Source organism: Bacillus methanolicus PB1, from assembly GCF_000262755.1.
Classification (GTDB): Bacteria; Bacillota; Bacilli; order Bacillales; family Cytobacillaceae; genus Bacillus_Z; species Bacillus_Z methanolicus.
Genome location: NZ_AFEU01000002.1, coordinates 1 through 24,898, shown reverse-complemented (window position 1 = coordinate 24,898; position 24,898 = coordinate 1). Strand labels below are relative to the sequence as shown.

Annotated in this window: 21 protein-coding genes, 1 tRNA gene, 1 pseudogene and 2 riboswitches; of the genes and pseudogenes, 20 read left to right on the top strand and 3 right to left on the bottom strand. The window is 41.1% G+C overall.

Features of this window, described 5'->3' with window-relative positions:
• The first annotated feature begins 121 nt into the window (after positions 1-121).
• The 8 genes from PB1_RS05130 (at position 122) to PB1_RS05095 (ending at position 7,383) form a co-directional block, all read left to right on the top strand.
• On the top strand, positions 122-577 hold the full coding sequence (locus tag PB1_RS05130) for a YueI family protein (RefSeq protein WP_003351185.1): 456 nt from the start codon (positions 122-124) through the stop codon (positions 575-577).
• A 243-nt stretch (positions 578-820) separates the two neighbouring features.
• Positions 821-1,111 carry an Asp-tRNA(Asn)/Glu-tRNA(Gln) amidotransferase subunit GatC gene (gene gatC, locus PB1_RS05125; RefSeq protein ID WP_003351184.1) on the top strand — a complete coding sequence of 97 codons (291 nt, stop codon included), beginning with the start codon at positions 821-823 and terminating at the stop codon, positions 1,109-1,111.
• 12 nt (positions 1,112-1,123) lie between these two features.
• Entirely contained in the window at positions 1,124-2,581 is a 1,458-nt protein-coding gene (gatA, locus tag PB1_RS05120; RefSeq protein WP_003351183.1) for an Asp-tRNA(Asn)/Glu-tRNA(Gln) amidotransferase subunit GatA, read from the top strand.
• A 12-nt stretch (positions 2,582-2,593) separates the two neighbouring features.
• Positions 2,594-4,021, top strand: a complete 1,428-nt coding sequence (gatB, locus tag PB1_RS05115; RefSeq protein ID WP_003351182.1) for an Asp-tRNA(Asn)/Glu-tRNA(Gln) amidotransferase subunit GatB — start codon at positions 2,594-2,596, stop codon at positions 4,019-4,021.
• A 365-nt stretch (positions 4,022-4,386) separates the two neighbouring features.
• Positions 4,387-4,460: transfer RNA gene (locus tag PB1_RS05110), tRNA-Pro, on the top strand.
• A 173-nt stretch (positions 4,461-4,633) separates the two neighbouring features.
• A riboswitch (TPP riboswitch) is annotated at positions 4,634-4,743 on the top strand.
• A gap of 111 nt (positions 4,744-4,854) precedes the next feature.
• Positions 4,855-5,349, top strand: a complete 495-nt coding sequence (gene thiW / locus PB1_RS05105) for an energy coupling factor transporter S component ThiW (protein ID WP_003351181.1) — start codon at positions 4,855-4,857, stop codon at positions 5,347-5,349.
• Positions 5,350-5,432: 83 nt separating this feature from the next.
• Complete coding sequence (thiC, locus tag PB1_RS05100; protein WP_003351180.1) at positions 5,433-7,202, top strand: phosphomethylpyrimidine synthase ThiC; 1,770 nt, start codon at positions 5,433-5,435, stop codon at positions 7,200-7,202.
• Positions 7,180-7,383, top strand: coding sequence for a hypothetical protein (locus PB1_RS05095; protein WP_003351179.1), 204 nt, complete (start codon positions 7,180-7,182; stop codon positions 7,381-7,383). Before thiC ends, PB1_RS05095 begins: the two co-directional genes overlap by 23 nt.
• 145 nt (positions 7,384-7,528) lie before the next feature.
• Here PB1_RS05095 and PB1_RS05090 read toward each other — a convergent pair whose 3' ends face one another.
• Entirely contained in the window at positions 7,529-8,035 is a 507-nt protein-coding gene (locus PB1_RS05090) for a MerR family transcriptional regulator (RefSeq protein ID WP_003351178.1), read from the bottom strand.
• 406 nt (positions 8,036-8,441) lie between these two features.
• Here PB1_RS05090 and PB1_RS05085 point away from each other — a divergent pair, with 406 nt between their 5' ends.
• The 5 genes from PB1_RS05085 to PB1_RS05065 all read left to right on the top strand — a co-directional run bounded on the left by PB1_RS05085 (position 8,442) and on the right by PB1_RS05065 (position 14,450).
• The gene (locus PB1_RS05085) at positions 8,442-8,912 is read left to right on the top strand and encodes a low molecular weight protein-tyrosine-phosphatase (protein ID WP_003351177.1); all 471 of its coding nucleotides are present in this window, start codon (positions 8,442-8,444) and stop codon (positions 8,910-8,912) included.
• Positions 8,909-9,775: a fructosamine kinase family protein gene (locus PB1_RS05080; RefSeq protein WP_003351176.1), complete on the top strand. Its 867-nt coding sequence runs from the start codon at positions 8,909-8,911 to the stop codon at positions 9,773-9,775. Before PB1_RS05085 ends, PB1_RS05080 begins: the two co-directional genes overlap by 4 nt.
• A gap of 671 nt (positions 9,776-10,446) precedes the next feature.
• Positions 10,447-11,277 (top strand): undecaprenyl-diphosphate phosphatase, encoded by an 831-nt coding sequence (locus PB1_RS05075; protein WP_003351173.1) that lies wholly within the window; start codon positions 10,447-10,449, stop codon positions 11,275-11,277.
• A gap of 257 nt (positions 11,278-11,534) precedes the next feature.
• On the top strand, positions 11,535-12,449 hold the full coding sequence (locus tag PB1_RS05070; RefSeq protein ID WP_003351172.1) for a diacylglycerol kinase: 915 nt from the start codon (positions 11,535-11,537) through the stop codon (positions 12,447-12,449).
• Positions 12,450-12,980: 531 nt separating this feature from the next.
• A complete protein-coding gene (locus tag PB1_RS05065; RefSeq protein ID WP_003351170.1) occupies positions 12,981-14,450 on the top strand; it encodes a nicotinate phosphoribosyltransferase in 1,470 nt (489 codons plus the stop codon).
• 112 nt (positions 14,451-14,562) lie between these two features.
• Here PB1_RS05065 and PB1_RS05060 read toward each other — a convergent pair whose 3' ends face one another.
• Entirely contained in the window at positions 14,563-14,883 is a 321-nt protein-coding gene (locus PB1_RS05060; RefSeq protein WP_003351169.1) for a hypothetical protein, read from the bottom strand.
• A 230-nt stretch (positions 14,884-15,113) separates the two neighbouring features.
• Positions 15,114-15,221, top strand: a riboswitch (SAM riboswitch).
• A 171-nt stretch (positions 15,222-15,392) separates the two neighbouring features.
• Between PB1_RS05060 and PB1_RS05055 the strand changes: the two genes are divergently transcribed.
• The 5 genes and pseudogenes from PB1_RS05055 to PB1_RS05035 all read left to right on the top strand — a co-directional run bounded on the left by PB1_RS05055 (position 15,393) and on the right by PB1_RS05035 (position 22,927).
• Positions 15,393-16,559 carry an acetyl-CoA C-acyltransferase gene (locus PB1_RS05055; RefSeq protein WP_003351168.1) on the top strand — a complete coding sequence of 389 codons (1,167 nt, stop codon included), beginning with the start codon at positions 15,393-15,395 and terminating at the stop codon, positions 16,557-16,559.
• A gap of 1 nt (position 16,560) precedes the next feature.
• Positions 16,561-18,363 (top strand): annotated as a pseudogene (locus PB1_RS17390) (AMP-binding protein); the annotation flags it as partial.
• 168 nt (positions 18,364-18,531) lie between these two features.
• Entirely contained in the window at positions 18,532-19,746 is a 1,215-nt protein-coding gene (locus tag PB1_RS17880; protein ID WP_034645062.1) for an acyl-CoA dehydrogenase family protein, read from the top strand.
• An 89-nt stretch (positions 19,747-19,835) separates the two neighbouring features.
• Complete coding sequence (locus PB1_RS05040) at positions 19,836-20,669, top strand: MetQ/NlpA family ABC transporter substrate-binding protein (RefSeq protein WP_003351165.1); 834 nt, start codon at positions 19,836-19,838, stop codon at positions 20,667-20,669.
• Positions 20,670-21,100: 431 nt separating this feature from the next.
• Complete coding sequence (locus PB1_RS05035; RefSeq protein ID WP_003351164.1) at positions 21,101-22,927, top strand: APC family permease; 1,827 nt, start codon at positions 21,101-21,103, stop codon at positions 22,925-22,927.
• Positions 22,928-23,094: 167 nt separating this feature from the next.
• Here the strand turns inward: PB1_RS05035 and PB1_RS05030 are convergent, their stop codons facing one another.
• Positions 23,095-23,574, bottom strand: a complete 480-nt coding sequence (locus tag PB1_RS05030; RefSeq protein WP_003351162.1) for a hypothetical protein — start codon at positions 23,572-23,574, stop codon at positions 23,095-23,097.
• A 277-nt stretch (positions 23,575-23,851) separates the two neighbouring features.
• Here PB1_RS05030 and map point away from each other — a divergent pair, with 277 nt between their 5' ends.
• Together map and PB1_RS17790 are read left to right on the top strand one after the other, a co-directional pair.
• Positions 23,852-24,595, top strand: a complete 744-nt coding sequence (gene map / locus PB1_RS05025) for a type I methionyl aminopeptidase (protein ID WP_003351161.1) — start codon at positions 23,852-23,854, stop codon at positions 24,593-24,595.
• A gap of 114 nt (positions 24,596-24,709) precedes the next feature.
• Positions 24,710-24,880, top strand: a complete 171-nt coding sequence (locus PB1_RS17790) for a hypothetical protein (protein WP_003351160.1) — start codon at positions 24,710-24,712, stop codon at positions 24,878-24,880.
• Positions 24,881-24,898 lie beyond the last annotated feature (18 nt).

The following is a 24,898-nucleotide window of genomic DNA, read 5'->3' as shown; positions in this document are numbered from 1 at the left end:
CCCGCACCGCTTTAAAGTGGTAAAGGAGGATTTTTTTTTCTTGATGGATACCATGAGAATGCACTTTTATTAAGGAACCTACATACATAATAATAGCCATATGGTAAAGGAGGTATTGGTGTTGGCGAAACAAAATGTTGATGATTATATCCAGCAGGGGATTCATGGCCCGAAAGAAACAAAACCGGATGAACGGCGTAAATTTTTAGGCACACTGAGAGAAAGGATTGTCGTTGCCCTTACACAAAAGCAAGTGAGAGAAAACGGGATTTATAAAGAAGCTGAGACTCTAATGAAGGAAAACCCGAAAGCCCACCTCTATTTAAACGGGAATATGGATTATTCCCATTTGTCCAAATATATGAAAGTGGCAAAAAAATACAGAATTGAGTCTACAATCGTGGCAAATAAAGACCATGACACAGAAATTGGCCTTGTACTTGCCTATGATTATGCAATCGATAAGAAAGATATTTATCTTTCGAAGCAGAAAGAGGAAAAGCAGCAATTCCAAAAAGGAAAAAGCAAAAAAGGCCTGCTGTCAGTATTCAGAAACGTATTTAAAAAAGTAAAGTAGCAGCTGGACGTATCTAATGGAAAACGCTATTTTCATGTTCATAAGAAATAAGGAAAAATGAGCAGTCTAACACTAAGAACTTGATTAAATTCATGGTAAAATAACGAAAGATATGGTGTTTTGAACCTTTCTTCATTTTTGAATAATTGCAGGAAAGTGTTTCAAACAATATTGCTCTAAAGCGATAAAGTCTGATATGATCAAATTATTTGAGTGAAAAGGATACATTTGGAGGTGACCAGCATGTCAAGGATTTCAAAAGACCAGGTGGAGCATGTCGCCCATCTGGCAAGACTCGCGATTACAGAAAAAGAAACAGAAAAATTTACGAAACAGCTAGATGCAATTATTTCGTTTGCCGAGCAATTAAATGAGCTTAATACGGAAGGCGTAAAACCAACTTCGCACGTTCTGGATATGAAAAATGTGCTGCGCGAGGACAAGCCTGAGAAAGGACTTCCACAGGAAGAAGTATTAAAAAATGCGCCGGAACATGAGAAAGGACAATTCAAAGTACCGTCCATATTAGAATAAGGGGGGATAAAAGTGAGCTTATTTGAACATAAAGTTTCAGAGCTCCATGAGCTTTTACATAAAAAAGAAATCAGCGTTTCCGACCTTGTTGATGAATCGTATAAACGAATTAGCACGGTTGAGAATAAAGTGCAGGCTTTCTTAACATTGGATGAAGAAAATGCCCGTGCTGCAGCCAAAAAAATGGACAAAAAGCTTGGTGCGGATGAATCAAAAGGATTGCTGTTTGGCATGCCAATCGGAATAAAAGACAATATCGTTACGCAAAATTTGCGAACTACGTGTGCAAGCAAAATACTTGAAAATTTTGATCCTATTTATGACGCAACGGTCATGAAAAAATTACATCATGCAGAAACCATCACAATCGGAAAGTTGAACATGGACGAATTTGCGATGGGGTCTTCAACTGAAAACTCCGCATTTCAAAAGACACGAAATCCATGGAATCTGGAAACGGTGCCCGGCGGGTCATCCGGCGGGTCAGCGGCATCTGTCGCAGCAGGCGAAGTGCTGTTTTCTTTAGGTTCTGATACAGGAGGATCCATTCGCCAACCGGCAGCGTTTTGCGGAGTGGTAGGACTAAAACCGACGTATGGACGCGTTTCACGCTTCGGCCTCGTGGCGTTTGCGTCATCCCTTGATCAAATCGGTCCGATCACGCGAACAGTTGAAGACAATGCATATTTATTACAGGCTATTTCAGGTGTAGATCCAATGGATTCCACATCAGCGAATGTGGATGTTCCGAATTTTTCGGAAGCACTGACAGGCGATATTAAAGGGTTGAAAATCGCGGTTCCGAAAGAATATCTCGGCGAAGGGGTAACAAAGGAAGTACGCCAGTCTGTCCTTGATGCGATCAAGATGCTGGAAAAATTAGGCGCAACATGGGAAGAAGTATCCTTGCCGCATTCAAAATATGCACTGGCTACTTATTATTTGCTTTCTTCTTCAGAAGCATCCGCCAACCTTGCCCGATTTGACGGCGTCCGTTACGGATACCGGACTCCAAATGCGGAGAACTTGATTGATATGTACAAAAAAACCCGTGCTGAAGGCTTTGGCGATGAAGTCAAGCGGCGGATCATGCTCGGTACGTTTGCTTTAAGTTCGGGGTATTATGATGCTTATTACAAAAAAGCGCAAAAAGTGCGTACGCTTATTAAAAAAGACTTCGAAGATGTTTTTGAAAAATATGATGTAATTATCGGGCCGACAACCCCGACGCCTGCCTTTAAAATCGGGGAACAAGTGGATGATCCGTTAACGATGTATGCAAACGATATATTAACGATTCCTGTCAATCTCGCAGGTGTTCCGGCAATCTCCATTCCTTGCGGTTTTACAAATGGCTTGCCGCTCGGCCTGCAAATTATCGGCAAACATTTTGATGAAAGCACCGTATATCGTGTTGCCCATGCTTTCGAACAGGCAACTGATTTTCATAAACAAAAACCACAATTGTAAGGGGTGAGAAGAATGAACTTTGAAACAGTGATAGGCCTTGAAGTACACGTAGAATTAAAAACTGATTCCAAAATCTTTTCTGCAAGCCCGAACCAATTTGGCGCTGAACCTAACACAAATACTTCTGTCATTGAACTCGGATATCCGGGCGTACTGCCTGTTTTGAATAAAAAGGCTGTCGAGTATGCGATGAAAGCGGCCATGGCACTAAACTGCGAAGTGGCAACAGAAACGAAATTTGACCGCAAAAACTATTTTTATCCGGACAATCCGAAGGCATATCAGATTTCCCAATTCGATAAGCCGATCGGCAAGAATGGCTGGATTGAAATCGAAGTGAACGGGAAAAAGAAAAAGATTGGAATTACCCGCCTTCATTTAGAGGAAGATGCAGGGAAATTAAACCACGAAAACGGCTATTCCCTTGTAGATTTAAATCGCCAGGGCACGCCGTTAATTGAAATTGTTTCGGAGCCGGATATCCGTACTCCTGACGAAGCGTATGCCTATCTTGAAAAATTAAAATCAATCATCCAATATACAGGTGTGTCTGATTGTAAAATGGAAGAGGGCTCGCTTCGCTGTGATGCAAATATATCAATCCGCCCGGTTGGCCAAAAAGAATTTGGAACAAAAACCGAGTTGAAAAACTTAAACTCTTTTAATTTCGTGCGCAAGGGATTGGAGTATGAAGAAAAACGCCAGCGGGAAGTTGTGCTTGCAGGCGGAACGATTCAACAGGAAACACGCCGGTATGATGAAGCGACAAATACGACGATTTTAATGCGTGTGAAAGAAGGCTCGGATGACTATCGCTACTTCCCGGAGCCGGATCTTGTGGAATTGCATATTGATGAAGAGTGGAAAGAACGCGTGAGAGCGGAAATTCCTGAGCTGCCTGATCAGCGGAAAAAACGATACATCGAAGAACTTGGATTGCCCGTTTATGATGCAGCCGTTTTAACAGTAACAAAAGAAATGGCTGATTTCTTTGAAGCGGCCGTCAAAGCCGGTGCAGATCCGAAACAAGCATCCAACTGGATGATGGGAGAGGTGTCCGCTTACTTAAATGCGGAACAAAAAGAACTTCACGAAGTATCTTTAACACCTGAAAGCCTCGCAGGCATGATTAAGCTTATCGAAAATGGCACAATATCCTCGAAAATCGCCAAAACAGTATTTAAAGAGTTAATTGAAAATGGCGGAGAAGCAGAGCAAATCGTCAAAGAAAAAGGACTTGTTCAAATTTCCGACGAAGGCGCGCTTCTAAAAATTATTGCTGATGTCATTGAGGCAAACCCACAATCAGTTCAAGACTTTAAAAATGGGAAGGGCAAAGCAATCGGCTTCCTTGTCGGCCAGGTAATGAAAGCGACAAAAGGGCAAGCTAATCCGCCGTTGGTCAATAAATTATTAAATCAAGAATTGCAAAAGCTATAATTCTGGAGAGGCTGTCTCATAAGGGTCTGACCTCATGTGCATTTATCAATATATAGCACATTTATCCAACGTTATGTCCTATATATTGTGTTATGGGGTCTGACCCTTAGGTTTTTGAAACAGCCTCTTTTTAATTTTTAAGAGATTAAGATCGGTCTTCTGGTCGGCATTTTTTTTGTAGAAATGAGCTCAGCAGCTTTTGACAATTTTAGCATCTATTTCCCGGGAAAAATGTATGATATTCATGCACTCTTTCGAAATTTAATCAAACGTTTGATTAATAATTTGTTCATCGATTTTTGAAAAATGGTGTAGAAAAGGATATTGGCATATATCGAGTGAATATAGTAAAATATATGTGCCGTCGGGATATAGCTCAGCTTGGTAGAGCACTAGCATGGGGTGCTAGGGGTCGCAGGTTCGAATCCTGTTATCCCGATTTTTTATATTGAAGAGTTATAATCATATTCAAAAGGGGCTGACGCAATAGCAAAGGGTCAGACCCTTTTTTGCCGTTTCTTTATTAAATGGAATTTTCAAAAGGGAGAAAAAAATCAAAAAAGTTGTTGCAATCATCAATGACTGTGTTATATTAAACTATGACAATAATATAATTGGCACTAGGGGTGCCGGAGAACGGCCGGCTGAGATAAAGATCCGAATCTTTGACCCTTTTACCTGATCTGGTTAGTACCAGCGTAGGGAAGTGTATTGACTTAGTCATACAAAAGCAGATTCCTTCCGTTGGAGTCTGCTTTTTTGACTCCGGCGATTGTGAATATTTGCATAGTTTTTCCTGTCCCCCAGTGCCTGAACATTGGAGGGATTTTTTTGTGAAAAAAACACAGAAGCTTACGTTAACTGCCATGATGATTACGATTGGTACACTGACAAGCCACATGTTTTTTATCCCGATAGGATTCACCAAAGTTTTCCCTATGCAGCATTTTATTAATGTTATGTCAGCAGTTCTATTAGGTCCGTATTACGCAGTGGCTCAGGCGCTTTGCGTATCTATTTTAAGAAATCTAATGGGGACCGGCTCCGTTTTTGCGTTTCCGGGAAGTATGATCGGCGCTTTTTTGGCAGCTTATTTATTTTCGAAGACGAAAAAGACATCAATGGCTTTTGTTGGTGAAGTCACCGGAACCGGGTTAATGGGTGCTCTTGCTTCATATCCGATCGCAGTACTCTTGCTAGGAAAAGAAGCAACAATATTTGGATTCATTCCTTCGTTTATGGCCAGCTCCTTATCAGGTGCTTTTATCAGTTATGTCATTCTGACTGTTTTCTTAAGAAATACTGCGGTGAAAGAGAAGTTAATTTAAAAGACATTTTTTAATTATAGGATTTGATTATTGGAAAGCTGCAGTATTCAATAAATATATAAATTTTGAGGAGGAACAATTTTATGACAACCAATTTGACTCAAATGATGTATACTTTTCCGGGAAGCAAAAAAGTGTATGTGGAAGGATCAAGACCTGATATTCAAGTTCCGATGCGGGAAATCTCGCTCAGCCCGACAGAATCCATGTTTGGAAAAGAGGAAAATAAACCTGTGCGTGTGTATGATACAAGTGGTCCATACACTGATCCAAATTATGAGGTTGATTTGAAAAAAGGGCTTCCAAAGCTTCGCAGAAAGTGGATTTTGGAAAGAGGAGATGTTGAGGAATATCAAGGCAGATCTGTTAAGCCTGAGGACAATGGCTACCGCAGCGAAGAAGAAGCGAACCGGAAGATCGAGATTTTTCCAAATACTAACAACCTGCCGCTGAGAGCGAAAAAAGGGAGCAATGTCACGCAAATGCATTATGCAAAAAAGGGAATTATTACCCCTGAGATGGAGTTCATTGCAATCAGAGAACAGCTCGATCCTGAATTTGTCCGCAGTGAGGTAGCCAGGGGCAGAGCAATCATTCCGGCAAATATTAATCATCCTGAGGCCGAGCCAATGATTATCGGGCGTAATTTCCATGTGAAAATTAATGCGAATATTGGGAATTCAGCTGTATCCTCATCGATTTCAGAAGAAGTTGAAAAAATGACTTGGGCCGTCCGCTGGGGTGCCGATACAATCATGGATTTATCGACAGGAAAAAATATACATACAACGAGAGAATGGATTATTCGAAATTCTCCGGTTCCAGTTGGAACAGTGCCAATTTATCAGGCACTTGAAAAAGTAAAAGGTGTGGCTGAAGATTTGACATGGGAAGTTTACCGGGATACATTAATTGAGCAGGCCGAGCAGGGAGTTGACTACTTTACGATTCATGCTGGAGTGTTGCTTCGCTATATTCCTCTCACTGCAAAACGGACAACAGGGATTGTATCCCGCGGGGGCTCGATCATGGCTCAATGGTGTTTGGCCCATCACGAGGAAAATTTCTTGTATACCCACTTTGAAGAGATTTGTGAAATCTTAAAAGCGTATGACATTTCGGTATCACTTGGAGATGGTCTAAGACCGGGTTCGATTGCCGATGCGAATGATGAAGCGCAATTTGCAGAACTTCAAACGTTAGGCGAGCTTACTGAAATAGCTTGGAAGCATGACGTCCAAGTAATGATTGAAGGTCCGGGACATGTACCGATGCATCTTATAAAAGAAAATGTGGAAAAGCAAATGGAAATTTGCAAAGAAGCTCCATTCTACACATTGGGACCATTAACAACAGATATAGCTCCGGGATATGATCATATTACATCAGCGATTGGCGCAGCGATGATCGGCTGGTTCGGCACAGCAATGCTTTGTTATGTTACGCCAAAAGAGCATTTAGGCTTGCCGAATAAAAATGATGTAAGAGAAGGGGTTATTGCGTATAAAATTGCAGCGCATGCTGCTGATTTAGCAAAGGGACATCCCGGTGCCCGCATAAGAGATGACGCATTGTCAAAAGCACGTTTTGAATTTCGCTGGAATGACCAGTTTAATCTTTCTCTTGATCCTGACCGGGCGAGGGAGTTTCATGATGAAACACTTCCAGCCGAAGGAGCAAAAACGGCTCACTTCTGCTCAATGTGCGGTCCTAAGTTCTGTTCGATGCGGATTTCACAGGATATTCGAAATATGGCAAAGGAAAACGGCATGACAGAAGATGAATTTATTAAGACCGGAATGAAAGAAAAAGCACAGGAGTTTGTCGACAATGGATCAGTTATATATAAATAAAGATCGGGAATCTCTTGTTGTCGAAGAGCTGCAGGAAGAGGTGAAACGTCTCAAGGAAAATATTAATCAATTAGAACAGCAAATTCACTACATTCAAAAAAATTGCAAACATGTTTTCCTTGAATTTGAGGGCTTCAGAAAATGCATAAAGTGTCAGAAAATTGATGTTCAATATTATTAAAAAGTAAGAAAAAATGACCTATAAAGAGGCTGACCCGCAAGTTCCCGGCTCCCGTCGGCAGTTACTAAATATTGTAGAAACCTTGCTCATGTTTCTATATTTAATAACTGTGGGTGCCTGGCTCTTAGTTTGGGTTCAGCCTCTTTTAAAAACCAAACAGCATGCTGATAAATTTTTTTCTCTGATTCTTTTTTTGGCCTGTTTGATCAAAAACAAGCAGGTTTTCTGATTTTTTCTTCTCGCTATGCTTTTGCTCTAGAAGTTCTATGCGTTTATGGAGTTTTTTTATTTCATTTTGCAGTTCCTCGATTTCGCGGCGGTGCTGGAGAAGCTGATAGGAGACTACGGAATCTGCTTTATCATCAAGTCTTTTTTCCAAATCATTTATTTTGTTGACTAGTTCCTCGTTTACTCTATCATTTGATATCTTACCCGTACCTTTGCGTATTTTTTTAGCATTAACGGCAAGATCTTGAAGAGGAACACCGTTTTTGAGCTGCTCATGAACTTGTTTTAAAAGTTCAATATCTTCATCTTTAAACACATAATGGCCTAGTTCATTTCGTTCCATTTTAAGATTCAGCTGCTTTACCCACCGCTGAACCGTGCTTTGTGAAACTCCTAATAACTTTGCAACAGCACTTGTATTCATCATGATTCCCTCCTCTTTTTTAAAACAGTTCGCTATTCTTAGAGGAATTCCTTTCCGGTTGACAAAACAAGTTTTTATTCGGCAAAGAAAGTGGTTTTCTTACGATTTTTTCTTTTAAGTATGTCGATAAATAAGAGAAGTTTTTCTTGAGTTTAAATGAATTTACTTATCAAGGAAATATTCGTTTTTTTTGAATAGGCCAAGGGGTGCCCTATTTTAATTGTATTCAACAGCAATTTACAATATAATATTTTTTATCTTAATGATAATTTAAAATATTCTAAAAAAATAGTTTCATCCTTGCATTATGCCTGTTATATTTGTATTTTAAATTCGCAAACATCAAAAAATTTTCCGTCAAAACTGTTTTACTCTAAAAATGCCTATGATTGAAAGGAGGTCAAACATGGTTAAAGTACTGTTCGTCTGTTTGGGCAATATTTGCCGCTCTCCCATGGCTGAAGCAGTTTTTCGCCAAAAAGTCAAAGAAGCAGGATTGGAGGATAAAATTTCAATAGATTCGGCCGGAATCGGCCGCTGGCACATAGGGAAGCCTCCTCATGAAGGCACCCGACGGATCCTCACTGAGAACAAAATTGACTATGCTGGGATAAGAGCCAGGCAGATAAACGCGGAAGATCTGGAAGAGTTTGATTATATTATCGCCATGGATGAGGAAAATGTCCGCGATTTGAAGCAGTTGGCGCCCGAGAAGCACCATTTTAAAATTGTCCGTTTGCTGGAGCTTCTCCCCGGCAGTGACACTCTGAATGTCCCGGATCCTTATTTTACAGGAAACTTTGAGCATGTGTATAAGCTGATTAATGAGAGTTGCGATCATTTGTTATCCTATATCCGGCAGCGTGAGCAGCTATGAAAAATAAAGTAGAGGCCATTTTGCGTGAAATGGGAGACCAATCAGCGCTGAATGAGGTGACACCAGTTTCCGGTGGTGATATCAGCCGGGCCTTTCAAGCGAAAACAGCCAATGGTGTCTATTTTATTAAAATCAACGATAAGGCTCCTGAGGATTTCTTTCTGAAAGAAGCTGAGGGACTAAACCTTTTACGCCAAGCAGGCGCCTTACCTGTTCCTCAGGTCTATTATGTCAGCCCCCCATCAGCCGAAGATGGTTATATAATCATGGAATGGGTTAAAGGAGAATCAGCACCTAATACCGAATCCCGTTTAGGGCATGGCCTCGCATTATTACACCAGCACACCCATACACACTATGGATTGGCTGAAAATAATTATATTGGCAGGCTGCCACAGCCTAATAGGTGGGAAAAGAGCTGGACTCGTTTTTTAAGAGAACATCGCTTAGGTTTTCAAGCAAAATTAGCCGAAAAAAGGGGAAGGCTCCCCGCAGGACGAAAAACAAGGCTGGAAAAGCTGCTAGACAGACTTGAGCAATGGGTTCCCGATTATCGCCAGCCTGTCCTGCTGCACGGGGATCTGTGGAGCGGGAACTGGTTGGCTGGCCCGCGGGGAGAACCTTATCTGATCGATCCGGCTGTTTTCTATGGGGAAAGGGAGTTTGAACTTGCTTTTACCGAACTGTTTGGAGGCTTTTCCCCTCGTTTTTATGCTGCCTATCGTGATGTACAGCCGCTATCAGATAATTATGAGGAAGTTCGTCCGCTTTATCAGTTGTATTATTTGCTTGTGCACTTGAATTTGTTTGGTGAATCCTATGGCCCGTCTGTGGATCGTATTTTAACATACTATGCAGGCTAAGAGGAGGATACCTAAAGTAAAGAAATATAAAATGGTTTGAGTCATAAAAAAACTTTGGTATGAAATCATACCAAGGTGTGGTTACCATAAATTTTTACCAGAATCAGAAGTTAGTGCAAATCACCCCGCAAATATGACTGGGTCAAGTTATTGCGGGGATTTTTTCTTTTTGTACAGTGAGACTAAATTCTTGATTTTTTTGCAATTCAATAATAGGAAAATTTTTGCAATAAAATTATTTTTTCTGTAAAGGTAATCAGATCACCCCTTCTGATTGACAAAAAACGAAAAGGAAGTTGGCATTACATTATAGGAATGGTGCGAATTGGTTTTGCGGTTTTAAGCGCAATAAGTATAATCGATAAAGTAGGGAACGCTGGAAAGGGAAAAATTTGTATTCCTGGATATTCGCAAATAGTCAACATTTGATTCGCCCTTGTTTTCAGCAACCGGCCACTTATGACTGTGGTGTGGAAATGGTTCCTTTTTGCAGTTTCGTTCAGTCTATGGCATGATTTTAGAGAAAGTGTTAAAAGTTCTATGAAGAATTTGCTTGGAAGAAAATGTTTCAGGGGAAACGGGTATATGCTCTGCACTCGGAGGGGAGCAAAAAAGAAAAGCCGCTCCCGTTTTTTGTTCAGGTAAAAATGGAAAGAGGAGAAACTTAGAATATGGAATTGATCACGATTTTAAAAGCAATTATTTTAGGATTTGTAGAAGGATTAACAGAATTTGCACCTATTTCGTCAACGGGCCACATGATTATTGTGGATGATATGTGGCTTAAATCAAAGGAGTTTTTAACAAAATATGGGGCAAATACGTTCAAAGTTTTTATTCAGCTCGGCTCGATTTTAGCTGTAGTGGTCGCTATGAAGGACCGATTTATTGATTTGTTAGGCTTGGGGCGCCGCAGCAAAGAGGGAGCTGAAGGGCAAAGACGACTTAAATTATCACACGTGATCGTCGGATTAATCCCGGCCGGCATTTTAGGTGTTTTATTTGAAGATTATATTGATGAATATTTATTTTCGACTGCTACCGTGTTAATTGGTTTGGTCATTGGTGCTGTTTTGATGATTATTGCTGACGTATTTGGGGGCAAAAATCCGAAAGTTCACACGGTTGACCAAATTACATATAAACAAGCTTTAATAATAGGACTTATTCAATGCTTATCTTTATGGCCTGGATTTTCCCGTTCAGGCGCAACAATTTCCGGGGGCGTTTTGACAGGACTGAGCCACCGCGCTGCCGCTGATTTTACGTTTATAATGGCAGTCCCTATTATGGCCGGGGCAAGCGGGATTTCATTATTTAAAAACATTGAGTATATTTCGTTCGATGCTATGCCGTTTTTTACTGTCGGCTTTATTAGTGCATTTGTATTTGCTTTGATCTCGATTAAGTTTTTCTTTAAGCTCATTGATAAAATTAAACTCGTGCCTTTTGCGATTTATCGGATACTTTTAGCTCTCGTAATTTATATTTTTTACTTCTAATCAAATAATTTTTTCGAATAAAGGCATCTTTTTATCGCTAATTTCGTCTATATAAAAGTAATACATGCTTTGTCATGTTCTTAAAAATCGCTATAAAATGCTGTTTTTTTGGCAAATTGCCTGAAAAGGTATATGATAATGTCCGGTAGATCAGGGTATAAGTGCGTCTTATAAACCTGACAATGTTTAAGAAAAGTTCATAAGAGTTTTGTTTTTTGATAAACCTAATAAGTAATTTTATTAATAGGATGATGGGTATGAAACGAGCAAGAATTATTTATAATCCAACTTCGGGCCGTGAATTGTTTAAAAAGCACCTTCCGGAAGTGCTGCAAAAGCTGGAAATGGCCGGTTATGAAACGTCCTGCCATGCAACGACCGGCGAGGGTGATGGGATTCAAGCGGCAAGGACTGCGGTGGAGCGCCGCTACGATATTGTCATTGCTGCTGGCGGAGACGGCACAATTAATGAAGTGGTTAACGGGATGGCGGAACAGGCTTACCGGCCAAAGCTTGGGATTATTCCGGTCGGGACAACCAATGACTTTGCCCGGGCTCTACATATTCCGCGGGACGTCGAGGCGGCGGCGGATATTATTGTAAAAGGTGATACGATTCCGGTCGATATCGGAAGAATGAATAACCGTTATTTCATTAATATCGCCGGGGGCGGCCGTCTGACAGAGTTGACATATGAGGTGCCGAGCAAGCTGAAAACAGTGCTTGGACAGCTCGCCTATTATTTAAAAGGGATCGAGATGCTTCCGTCCATCCGGGCAACAGAAGTCAGCATCGAATATGACGGAAAGCTGTTTGAAGGGGAGGCTATGCTGTTCCTTGTGGCCTTGACGAATTCTGTCGGCGGTTTTGAAAAACTGGCCCCTGACGCATCTATTAACGACGGATTGTTTACGTTATTAATCCTGAAAAAAATCAATCTTGCTGATTTTATCCGTATCGCAACATTGGCGATTCGCGGTGAACATATAAATGATGAAAATGTTATTTATACAAAAGCAAACCGAGTTAAGGTTCATTCCAAAGAAAAAGTTCAATTGAACCTTGACGGAGAATACGGTGGATTACTTCCGGCGGAATTTGAAAACCTGTACCGGCATTTCGAAGTATTCGTGCCAATTGAAAAAATTCGTCCGCAAGACCGCCCATTATGAAAAGGGGCCTGGCTTTCATTTTATTTAACGACATTTGATTATGCAATAAAAATATTTGATTAAGAAAGTACTTGTCGAATTTAGATAAATAAATGTTGTAAATGAGATGGTACCAGGAAACCTCCTCCCGGTCTCATCTCTTTTTTCTCATTCCCTGCCATTCACCTATTGCTCTAACTCTCTGATAAGCGGGAAATGAATGGCACTTTTTTGTATTTTTGCAATATTTTTAATTACAAAAAAACTCTTAATATGTTAAAATAACTTTACGAACGCTAGTTCTAAAAATTTCCTATTTTAAAAAATTGTAGATATAGTTTGAAGAAGTTCTATTGGAGTTAGAGACCTATTGTTTTTTTCATAAAGTTTTTTAGCATATAATAAAGGGAAATGAAGGCAATTGCTATTCCGGTAAATATTTCATTTATAAGATTCAATGCAGGATAAATAGGGGAATGCTTTTGTGGGACGAATTCGTTTGGATAAAGGAAATATTTTGACAATGTGGACAAAGTGGTTGGAGGGAAAAAAGTGAAACAGATTTACAAGGATGACAGCTTGACGCTGCATACCGATCTTTATCAGATTAATATGGTTGAGGCTTACTGGCGCGATAACATTCATAACAGGAAAGCGGTATTTGAAATGTTTTTTCGGAAACAGCCGTTTGGAAACGGATATGCTGTGTTTGCCGGATTGGAGCGAATAATTCAATATATTCAAGATTTCCGTTTTACCGATAGCGATATTGAATATTTGCGGGAAGAAATCGGTTTTAGTGAGGACTTTCTTAGTTATTTAAAGGACTTGCGCTTTACTGGAAACATCCGCTGCATGAAAGAAGGAGAATTGGTTTTCGCGAATGAGCCGATTCTCAGGGTTGATGCTCCGCTTGCAGAAGCGCAGCTGATTGAGACGGCCCTCTTGAATATCGTGAACTACCAAACGCTGATTGCAACAAAGGCTGCCCGTATCAAGCAAGTTGTCGGAGATGAAGAAGTAATGGAGTTCGGTACGAGACGAGCACAGGAAATGGACGCAGCGATATGGGGAACAAGAGCGGCGTATATTGCCGGCTTTAATTCAACCAGCAACGTCCGTGCCGGAAAATTGTTTGGCATCCCTGTTGCCGGAACTCTTGCTCATTCTATGGTGCAGGCATATAAAGATGAGTATACTGCCTTCCTTAAATACGCGGAGGCTCATAAAGATTGTGTCTTCCTGGTTGATACGTATGATACGCTTCATTCAGGCGTGCCGAACGCAATTCGTGTGGCGAAAGAGCTTGGAGATAAAATTAATTTTACAGCGATCCGCCTCGACAGCGGCGACCTTGCCTATCTATCAAAAGAAGCGCGCAAAATGCTTGACGAAGCCGGTTTTCATGACACAAAAATTGTCGCTTCAAGCGATCTTGATGAATATACGATCAGCAACTTGAAGTCCCAGGGTGCGAAGATCAACAGCTGGGGAATCGGCACGAAGTTGATTACCGCCTACGATCAAGCTGCTCTGGGAGCTGTTTATAAGCTTGTAGCTATCGAAGATGAAAACGGTAACATGGTTGATTCAATCAAAATTTCATCCAATCCTGAAAAAGTCACGACACCCGGACTAAAAAAAGTTTATCGAATCATTAATACTGTCAGCAACAAAGCAGAGGGCGACTACATTGCGTTGGAGGATGAGAATCCACATCAGGAAGACCACCTGAAAATGTTCCATCCGGTCCATAGGTACATAAGCAAATCAGTATCTAATTTTATCGCAAAAGATTTGCATGAAGACATTTACGTAGACGGCAAGCTTGTTTATGAGCTGCCGTGCCTTGAAGAGTCACGCGAGTATGTCCGGAAAAACCTCGCTTTGCTTTGGGACGAATACAAACGCACGATGAATCCTGAGGTATATCCGGTTGACTTGAGCCAAAAGTGCTGGGAGAACAAAGTACGAAACATCGCAGAAGTCCGCGAGAAGGTTAAGAAAATGACAGAAAATTAAAAGGAGATGGTCTGGATCCTTCCGACAATGACAATATTATAGAATGGGTTTTTAGAATTTGTCTATATGTTTAGGGGAGGGGTTTTGACCCTCCTGATTAATAAAAATTTGATCATGACCTGGCAGTTAATATTTCATTAAAATAACTTTTTAGCAAAATCCACCGGGCGGGATAAAAATGAATAAAATCTTCTATTACTTCCAGTGAGTACATTACCAGGCAATCAAGATTGGGTTTGTTCAACTTTAAATCATATAAAAGAGCATGCGGAATGGTGTAATGGTCATAAAGTTGATAGGGATTTAGCTTGACCATTTGTATTTTTTTATTTTCTGCAAAATCGAAAAGTGCCTCTTTCTGCAGTTGGATGCTTTCGTTTATTGATAAGCCAAATAATCTTTTCCTCTCATTAATGAAAAAAATGCCTTGCATATTAAACCTCCGCTCCATTTTGATTATTACTGTTATCGCCAAAAAGGAACGAAAGCACACACTTAACTGAAAAGGCGTGAAAAATTGACGCAGAAAAGAAAAAAATTTTCTCCTTACAGTGTCAATGATGTAAACGCTCTCTAACTTTTATTTTGCAAAAAATAAGGTTGACAATAGCGCAAACGGGTTTTAATATTCAAACTATCAAGAAAATTAAAAAATAAAATAAAGTCTTATCAAGAGTGACCGAGGGAACAGGCCCTATGACGTCCGGCAACCTCCTTTATGGAACGGTGCCAAATCCTGCAGAATGAGAATTTCATTCTGAAAGATAAGGTGAAACAGATCGGAAAAAAGCAGCCTCTTTCAGATTGAAAGAGGCTTTTCTTATTGCTCATATTAGTGCCATGAGAATTCTGCGTTGGATAAGGTTTTTGGATTATTGCAAAACCCTTTTGTCAGGGGCAATTTTTACAAACCATTATTTGAACAGGAAAGGATAAGAAAATATGGCAACCGTAATTTTAGAAGGAGTCCGCACCCCATTTGGAAAATTTAGAGGAAAACTGGCTGATGTAACAGCCAAACAGCTGGGAACCGTTGCAGTCAAGGAATTGCTTCGCCGCATTCCGGAAGCAAGAAAGGCTGACGGAGTTTTGCTTGCCCAAGTAATTCAGGCCGGAGAAGGACAAAATCCGGCACGAAAAGTGGCCGTTGAGGCCGGAGTGGAACTTTCGGCACCTGCCATTACGCTTAATAATGTTTGTCTTGCCGGATTGGCTTCCGTATCGGATGCTGCCCGCCGGATTGCTTTACAGGAAGGGCAGTTATACATAGTAGGAGGCTATGATTCGATGACGAACGCTCCACACACAGCCAACTTGCGAAAAAGTGTCCCTCTTGGAAAAGCAGAGTTTACGGACACATTAATCAATGACGGCCTGTGGTGCTCCCTCTCAAATGAATCAATGGGTGTATTGACTGACAAGAAAAACAAAGAACTGGGAATCACTCGAAAGGAACAAGATGAATATGCATACCTTTCACAACAACGAGCCTTTTCAGCATTAAAAGAAAACCGTTTGCAGGAAGAAATCACTCCTGTATACGTGAATGAAGAATTGGTAAAGGAAGATGAAGGCATTCGTCCAAACACCACTATTGAAGGATTAACGAAACTCCGTCCCGTTTTTACAGAAGATGGAACGATTACAGCAGGAAACGCATCGCAAATGTCGGATGGAGCAAGTGCCGGAATTGTCGCAAGTGAGACGCTTGCTGAAAAACTTGGATACACACCGCTTGCAAGAATTATTGGTTGGGCAGATATTGCGGGTCCGGATACGAGCCTCCATTTCAAACCGGCTCAGGCAATTGAAAAAGTCCTCGAGAAGACGGGGCTTGAGGTTGATGATATTGACTTGTTTGAAATTAACGAAGCGTTTGCCAGTGTGGCAATTGCCAGCTGCAAAAAACTCCGGATTCCTTATGAAAAAGTTAATGTTAACGGCGGAGCGATCGCCATCGGCCATCCTTTAGGAGGCACCGGTTTCCGGCTGCTGTTAACACTTGTTCATGAATTAAGACGGCGCGGCGGCGGAAAGGGAATTGCGGCGCTTTGCGGCGGGGGCGGCCAGGGAACAGCAGTCCTAGTAGAAGTTCCGGAGAGGTGGTAGCATGACAGCAAATATTCAAGAAACTTTTGATTTCCTCAACCAGCAAGAACCGGTATGGCATCCTGATAAAACACTCACTGAAAATGCAAACATCCAATTATTTATGAACAAACACAATATCCCTAACATCGAAGAACTCCACAGAAAGTCGATACAGAACCTAGAATGGTTTTATGAAAGCGTACTTGAAGAACTTGAAATTCCATGGCATCAGCAGTATGAACAACTTTTGAATACTGAAAAAGGCATTGCATTCGCAAAATGGTTTACAGGGGGAAAAACCAATCTTCATTATTACACCATTGAAAAACAGATCAGCCTTGGAAGAGGAAACAAGATTGCACTGATCTGGGAAGGAGAAGATGGCTGCTCGATATCTTATACCTACAAAGAACTAAACGAAAAAGTAAATGAGTTTGCAGCTGCCCTTAAATCCCTTGGAGTTTCTAAGGGAGACCGCATCGGAATTTACCTTCCGCCCATTCCGGAAGTGCCAATCTCTTTATTTGCCTGTGCAAAAATTGGTGCGGTTGTCATACCAGTGTTTTCAGGATACGGGGCTGATGCCGTCGCGTCAAGGCTGAATGACGGTGAAGCAAAAGTATTGATCACAGCCGACGGATTTTACCGCCGTGGAAAGGAGGTCAAGATGAAGGAGGAAGCTGACAGGGCCATTCAGCTGGCTCCATCGGTGCAGCGAGTGATTATTGTGAACCGCTTAAACCGGAAAATTGCCATTAATCCGAGTAAAGATATATGGTATGGGGACTTAATTAAAAATCATTTATCCCGGGCAACAGAGAACGAATTCGTCGATTCTGATCATCCTTTCATGATTTTGTATACATCCGGTACGACCGGACGGCCGAAAGGAACCGTTCATACGCATACAGGATTTCCGTTAAAGAGCGCGCTCGATTTGTATTTTTGTTTCGATTTAAAAAGAACGGACCGCATATTTTGGCTGACAGACTTTGGCTGGATGATGGGACCGTGGCTGCTGCTCGGTGCCGCAGTGCATGGCGCAGCGGTTATCCTCTATGAAGGAAGCCCGGATTTTCCCCATGAGGGGCGGTTATGGGAATTAATTGACCGCCATCAAGTTTCGATCTTTGGGATATCTCCTACTCTCATCCGATCACTGATGGCAAAAAATGTTGGCGCGCCAACTCTTCCATCTTTGCGTATTCTTGGTTCGACAGGGGAACCGTGGGATCCGAAGGCTTGGTACTGGTTTTTAGAAAATGTCGGCAATGGGCGGTGTCCGATTGTTAATTATTCAGGCGGAACAGAAGTGTCTGGAGGAATATTGGGTACTTTTCCAATTTTTCCACTGAAACCATGCGGATTCCATGGGCCAATACCGGGAATGGCTGCTGTTGTCGTCAATGACCGTGGAGAAAAAGTAAACCAAACAGTCGGGGATTTAACCATTACTGCTCCGTTTGTAGGAATGACGAAATCATTCTGGAACGATGATAAGCGCTATTTAGAAGCCTATTGGTCCAAGTGGGAAGGAACTTGGTCGCACGGTGATTTTGCCGCAGTGGACCGCCATGGATTCTGGTATTTGCTTGGACGTTCTGACGACACAATCAAGGTGGCCGGGAAACGGATCGGCCCCTCAGAAATCGAGGCAGCGGTCTCGGCTCATGAAGCGGTAAAGGAAGCGGCAGCGGTCGGAATCCCGCACCCGGTAAAAGGAGAAGTTCCTGTTGTTTTTGCCGTTTTACACAAACGTGAGGATTTACATCCTGAATTGGAACAGGAATTGCAAGCTTTAGCAGAACGTTCTCTCGGGAAAGCTTTGAAGCCGGATAAAGTCCATATCGTTTCAGAGCTTCCATTTACTCAGAGCGGGAAAATTGCCAGAAGGGTCATCAAATCATCGTATCTCGGCGAGTCGCCGGGTGATATTTCAACCTTGAAAAACAGTGAAGCGCTAAGGGAAATTACCGAAAGGGGAAGGGAATTGAGTATATTGGCTAATGAACATAAACAAATTGATCTATCAGAAGAATTGTCAAAGCCGTTTATTCAAAATGACCGCCAGGCAGCGCTTTTTCGTCAGGCAGCGGCGCTTGCAGACCGTTTTCAAACGAGGGCGGCAGAAATCGATGAAAAGGGAAGGTTTCCGTTTGAAAACTTTCAGGAACTGAAAGACTCCTCATACGTTTCTCTTTCTGTTCCTGAAAAATATGGAGGCAAAGAGATTTCGCTTTACGAATTTCTCCTGCTTCAGGAACGGATCGCCCAGGGCGATGCATCGACAGCTTTATGTATTGGCTGGCACGTTGGGGTTATTTACGACCTCAGAGAAAGACAGACATGGGAAAGCGCCAAGTTTGAACGGATTTGCCGCGAAATTGTGCAAAACAAGGTGTTGATTAACCGCGCGGCGACAGAGATTGCAACAGGAAGTCCAACGAGAGGCGGCAAACCGCAAACGACCGCAGTTAAAAAGAATGGCAAGTGGATCATCACAGGAAGAAAGTGGTTTACGTCAATGGCAGTTGCCCTTGATTATTCGCTTGTAACAGCAACGATCGAAGAATCAGGTGAGGTCGGCTCCTTTTTGGTTGATCATCGGCTTAAAGGAGTCAGTGTGGAAGAAAACTGGGATATGCTCGGGATGCGCGGTACGAGGAGCGATGACCTTGTGCTTGATCAAGTCGAGCTGCCGGAGGAGGCGCTTGTTGAATTGGATCAATTGGATAATCCCAATGTTAATACCCCAAGGGCGTGGCTGCTTCATATTCCGGCCTGCTATCTCGGAGTTGCGATAGCGGCAAGAAATTATGCGGTTTCGTTCGCGGCAGAATATCAGCCGAACAGTCTTCAAAGCCCAATTAAAAATGTTCCAGAAGTGCAAAGGAAAATTGGCGAAATGGATTTGGAGCTATTAAAAGCAAGACACGTTCTTTACTCTGTGGCACAACGATGGGATACAGAACCCGGCAAACGTGATGGAATGGCCGGAGAACTGGCAGCAGCCAAACATATAGCAGTCAACAGCGCCAATAAGGTGGTTGATTTAGCGATGAGAATTGTAGGGGCAAGAAGCCTGCAAAAATCCAACCCGCTTCAGCGTTTTTACAGAGATGTCAGGACAGGGCTTCACAATCCGCCGATGGATGATGCAGTTATTTCTTTGCTTGCAAAACATGCATTGCAACATTTTCAATAAAATAAAGTAATTAATCGATTTGAAGTGGAATATCCGGTGCTAAACCATTATAAAAAACATGATGTTCAATTGAAAAAGGAGGAAAACAAATGAGAGCTTATAAAATAGTATTTTTTGCAGTCGCGCTATTGTTTTCTATGGCTTTAACAGCATGCTCGGGCTCGGACCAAGAGGCAAATGGTTCAGAGAAAAAGGAGATTAAAATCGGTGCTACAGCAGGGCCATACAGCGATCAGGTAACCGAGGGCATTAAGCCTTACCTCGAGAAAAAAGGATACAAGGTCGAAGTCGTCGAGTTTAACGATTATGTTCAGCCGAACATCGCCCTTGATAAAGGGTCGATTGATGCAAACGTGTTTCAAAACGAGCTTTATATGAAGGAGTTTGCCAAATCAAGAAACTTGGATATCGTCGAGGTGATCAAAGTTCCGACAGCTCCAATTGGAATCTACTCCAAAAAGCATAAATCGATAGACGAGGTCGAGGAAGGAACGACTGTAGCGACATCCAACGACCCGGTAAACCAGGCTCGCGCCCTTATCATGCTTCAGCAGCTTGGCTGGATCACTTTAAAAGAAGGAGTTGATCCGACAAAAGCGTCTGAAAAAGACATTGCCAAGTATAATAAAAAGATCGTCATTAAGCCGCTAGAACCGGCGCAGCTTCCAAGAGCGCTTGAAGATGTCGATTACTCTTTTATTAATGGAAACTTCGCCATTTCTTCGGGGTTAAAGTTGAAAGATGCCGTCGTATTGGAAAAAACTCCGCCGCATTATATGATTGGAGTAACCGTCAGAGGGAAAGATAAAGGCGCCCAATTCGTCAAAGACATTATAGAAGCTTATAAATCAGAAGAATTTAAGAAATTAAATGAGGAAAACGAAAAGTACGAAGGTTACGTCTGGCCGGATTGGATGAAATAATTGGACCGCATCTCAAAATTTTATGAACGCTGACCGAAAAATAAGTGCCAGGCACCCTTAGTTGGGGCTGTCTCAAAAGCCTAAGGGTCAGACCCTTATGAGACAGCCCCAACTGCTTAAGGGAGCAAGGCACTTATGGCTCAGCCTCTTTTTTTTTTTGAAAGCTAAAAAATCAGTTGTATTGCTTTTAAAATGTTTCTGCCGTAAATAATTTATATAAAATTTTTACTTTACAAAAAGCTTTTTCAGGGGTATATTTTGCTGAGTGAAATTAATAATTCAATACATACCTTTTCCGCTTTTCCCTATTCAACTTAAACGGAATAAAAATAAGTAAAATACCATATTATTGTACTCATTAATTGAGCGATGCGTCTCCATACTAATTACATACTTATTCAAAATTCGGTTTGTTAAACAGGAGTGTTGCTATGCGTTTTTCAATGGTCAAAAAGGTTCTTATTGGGAAACCTCTCAAAACAAGTGAATTAGGAGAACAGAAGCTAAATAAATTAAAGGCTCTTGCCGTTTTGTCGTCAGACGCCCTTTCTTCAGTTGCATATGGCACTGAACAAATTTTAATTGTCTTAGCGACAATAAGTGTTGCTGCATTTTGGTATTCCATTCCAATTGCGATAGGCGTATTAGTTCTCTTAACTGCTTTGATTTTATCTTACCGGCAAATTATTTATGCTTATCCGTACGGGGGCGGCGCCTACATCGTTTCCAGGAGCAATCTTGGGGAAAATCCCGGGCTCATTGCCGGAGGTTCGTTGTTAGTAGATTACATCTTAACAGTATCCGTAAGCGTTTCAGCCGGAACGGATGCCATAACATCTGCGTTTCCGGGATTACACGATTTTAAGGTAGTAATCGCTTGTTTATTAGTTGTTTTTATAACGATTTTAAACCTCAGGGGTGTTACGGAATCTGCCTCTGTTCTCGCTTATCCCGTTTATTTATTTGTATTCGCATTAGTACTTTTAATAGGTGTGGGAACATGGAAAATACTCACTGGTCAAGGGCCGGCGGATTTGCATACACCTATCGGCACAGTTGTTCCCGGGATTAGCTTATTTTTGCTGCTAAGAGCATTTTCATCCGGTTGTTCGGCCCTTACTGGAGTAGAAGCTATTTCGAATGCGGTCCCAAACTTTAAAGAACCTGCAGCAAAAAATGCAGCCAATACATTAGCCATGATGGGTGTTATCCTGGCAATTCTTTTCTCGGGCATTACGTTTCTCGCTTATTGGCTGGGAATTGCACCGAAAGCTGAAGAAACCGTTGTCTCTCAAATTGCATCTGAAGTCTTTGGAAGAAATCTTTTCTATTATTTTATTCAAGGAACTACGGCTCTTATTTTAGTTCTCGCAGCAAATACAGGTTTCTCTGCTTTCCCGCTGCTGGCCGTCAACCTGGCTTCTGATAAATATATACCGAGAATGTTTTTAATTCGCGGAGACAGGCTTGGCTATTCCAATGGAATTATCACCCTGGGCATCGCGTCCATTATCCTTATTGTTGCTTTTAGAGGGGAAGTAGAACACCTCATTCCGTTGTACGCAGTTGGGGTCTTTATACCTTTCACTCTTTCGCAAACAGGCATGATTGTCAAATGGGTGAGAGAGAAGCCGACAGGATGGGTATATAAGCTGACCGTAAATTTAATTGGTGCCCTTATTACCTTAACTGTCGTGATTATTTTCTTTACGACGAAATTTTCTCAAGTTTGGTCAGTGCTTGTTTTCTTACCGGTCATTGTATTTTTGTTTCATCGAATTAAAAGCCATTACGAAGCTGTAGGAGAACAGCTCAGGATTAATCAAAATGAGGAACCTTTGAAGCTGGAAGGTAATGTTGTGATTGTTCCGGTTGCAGGGATTACAAAAGTGGTTGAAAATTCATTGAACTACGCCCGCTTGATCGGGGATACAGTAATTGCTGTTTATGTCGCCTTTGACCGTAAAAGCGAAAAACGGATGGAGGAAAAGTGGAAGGAATGGAAGCCCGATATTCGCCTTGTAACCCTGTATTCCCAATACCGAAGTGTAATGAAACCACTTGCCCGATTTATTGATTTAGTCGAGGAAAAAGCCGAAGAAAACAATCACACCTTAACAGTGTTAATACCTCAGTTCATCACAAAGAAAAGATGGCACGATATATTGCATAATCAATCAGGATTACTTTTGAGGTTATACCTTCTTTATCAAAAAAATGTGATAGTCACGACGGTGCCGTATCGATTAAAAAAATAAAATGCCGGATCGCTGCACCGTTTTTAGAGAAGCCTTCATGGGCTTCTTTTTTTGAAACAATATAAAGTTGCAAAAATACAAAACAGCACAAAAAGGGAGCGGCTTTCGGCATTAAGCTTAGAAATAACTAATTTTTTTAAAAAAAGAAAAAGGCCGGCAGAACCAACCTAATAAAAATTTACTTCCTCGCTCTGCTGCCCGCTTTCGTTTGCAGAAGAAATACCCATAGACTGCAAAGTTACTTTTGCTTGATTTAAAGTAGATTCAGCTTGTTGCTGCCACTTCATAATCAGTTTCATGAATGGTTTAAATTCAGGAGCCGCATTTTGTTCCATTACTTTTAAACCATCACGTACTTTTTTATCCTGGTTCTCAGCATTTTTTATACATGTGACAAGTGTGTCTATAATGGATTTCCGTTGCTCTCCATTTGCTAACCTTTGGGCTGAACCTGCTGCGCTAACCCGATGATAGGAAGCAGGGATTAAATGATCATGCATTTCACTATTTCCTTTTAAATCTTTTGTTGCTGGAATATGGTACAGCTCACTGCTCATAGCACATACCATTTCTTCCGCATATAAACTTTGATTTAGCAAACCTAAAACTTGTGTCCAGTTATTAACACGATAATAATAAGGATACAATTTATCAGCTCCCTCCGCAGATGAGTGTTCCCATCATTATTTTTATGATGATCGTTTGAAATTCATGCAATTAATGTTGAGTGATGGATAGCCTTTTGAGCAAAACTTAATTATGTGAAAAAGTATTTAGAATTTTCTTAGCAGTGTACTAAAAAACAGGTATAATAATAAAACAGTGATTACAAAGCGAAATTTATCGTTTTACAAGGGATATACATAGAACTTATTTGTTTATTTTAAAATATGTTGATAAATAGATGCAGGAGGATTATTAGTTGTGATAGTAAAAACGGAAGAAGATCTTAAAGGGCTGCAAGAGATAGGAAAAATTGTCGCAACAATACGGGATGAAATGATTCAAAAAACAAAGCCCGGTATTACAACAAAAGAATTGGATCATTTTGCAGGAAAGCTTTTTGAGAAATTTGGAGCAGTTTCAGGGCCGAAAGGTCAATATGACTTTCCGGGCTTTACTTGTATAAGCGTTAATGAAGAAGTTGCACATGGGATTCCCGGGCAGCGTATCATTCAAGAGGGGGACTTAGTAAATATTGATGTTTCCGGCTCCAAGAATGGCTATTTTGCAGATACCGGGTTATCTTTTGTGGTTGGAAAAGGAGATTCGGTTTTATTTAACCTTTGCGAAGTTGCAAAAAAAGCCTTTGATGCAGGATTAAATAAAATCAAAGCGGCTTCAAGAAAAAGCGGTATTGGAAAAGCTGTTTATCAAACCGCCAGACAACATGGTTTTACCGTAATCAAAAACCTAACCGGGCATGGAATTGGTTTAAGTTTGCACGAATCCCCGGACCATATCTTAAATTATTATGACTCCTGGGATAAAGAATTGCTAAAAGAAGGCATGGTCATCGCATTCGAACCTTTTATTTCAACAGGTGCCGAAGAAGTGATTGAGAAAGGGGACGGCTGGACATATATTACAAAAGACAAAAGTTTTGTCGCTCAAATTGAACATACAATCATCATCACAAATAATGGACCTTTGATTGTTACGCTTTAAGAAGCTTAAAGATCGAAGATGGGCAAAAATATCTTCTGAAAAAATAGCTTATGGTTTAAAAATTTTCGCAGCAGACGAAAATAGAAATAGAGTAACAAAGAGAGGGAGAGCTAAATGCTAGTATTAAAACATTATTTCTTAAGTGATATCGAACGGTTCCAGAAAGAAAAAATAGTCCTTGATTCAATGAAAAGTTTAACAGAAGAGGAAGTCTTTGCAATGGATGACAGGGAACTAATGGAGATATACAATGAATGTGTAAAAGAGAAGCTTATCACAAGATAGGCTTCTTTTTTGATTATG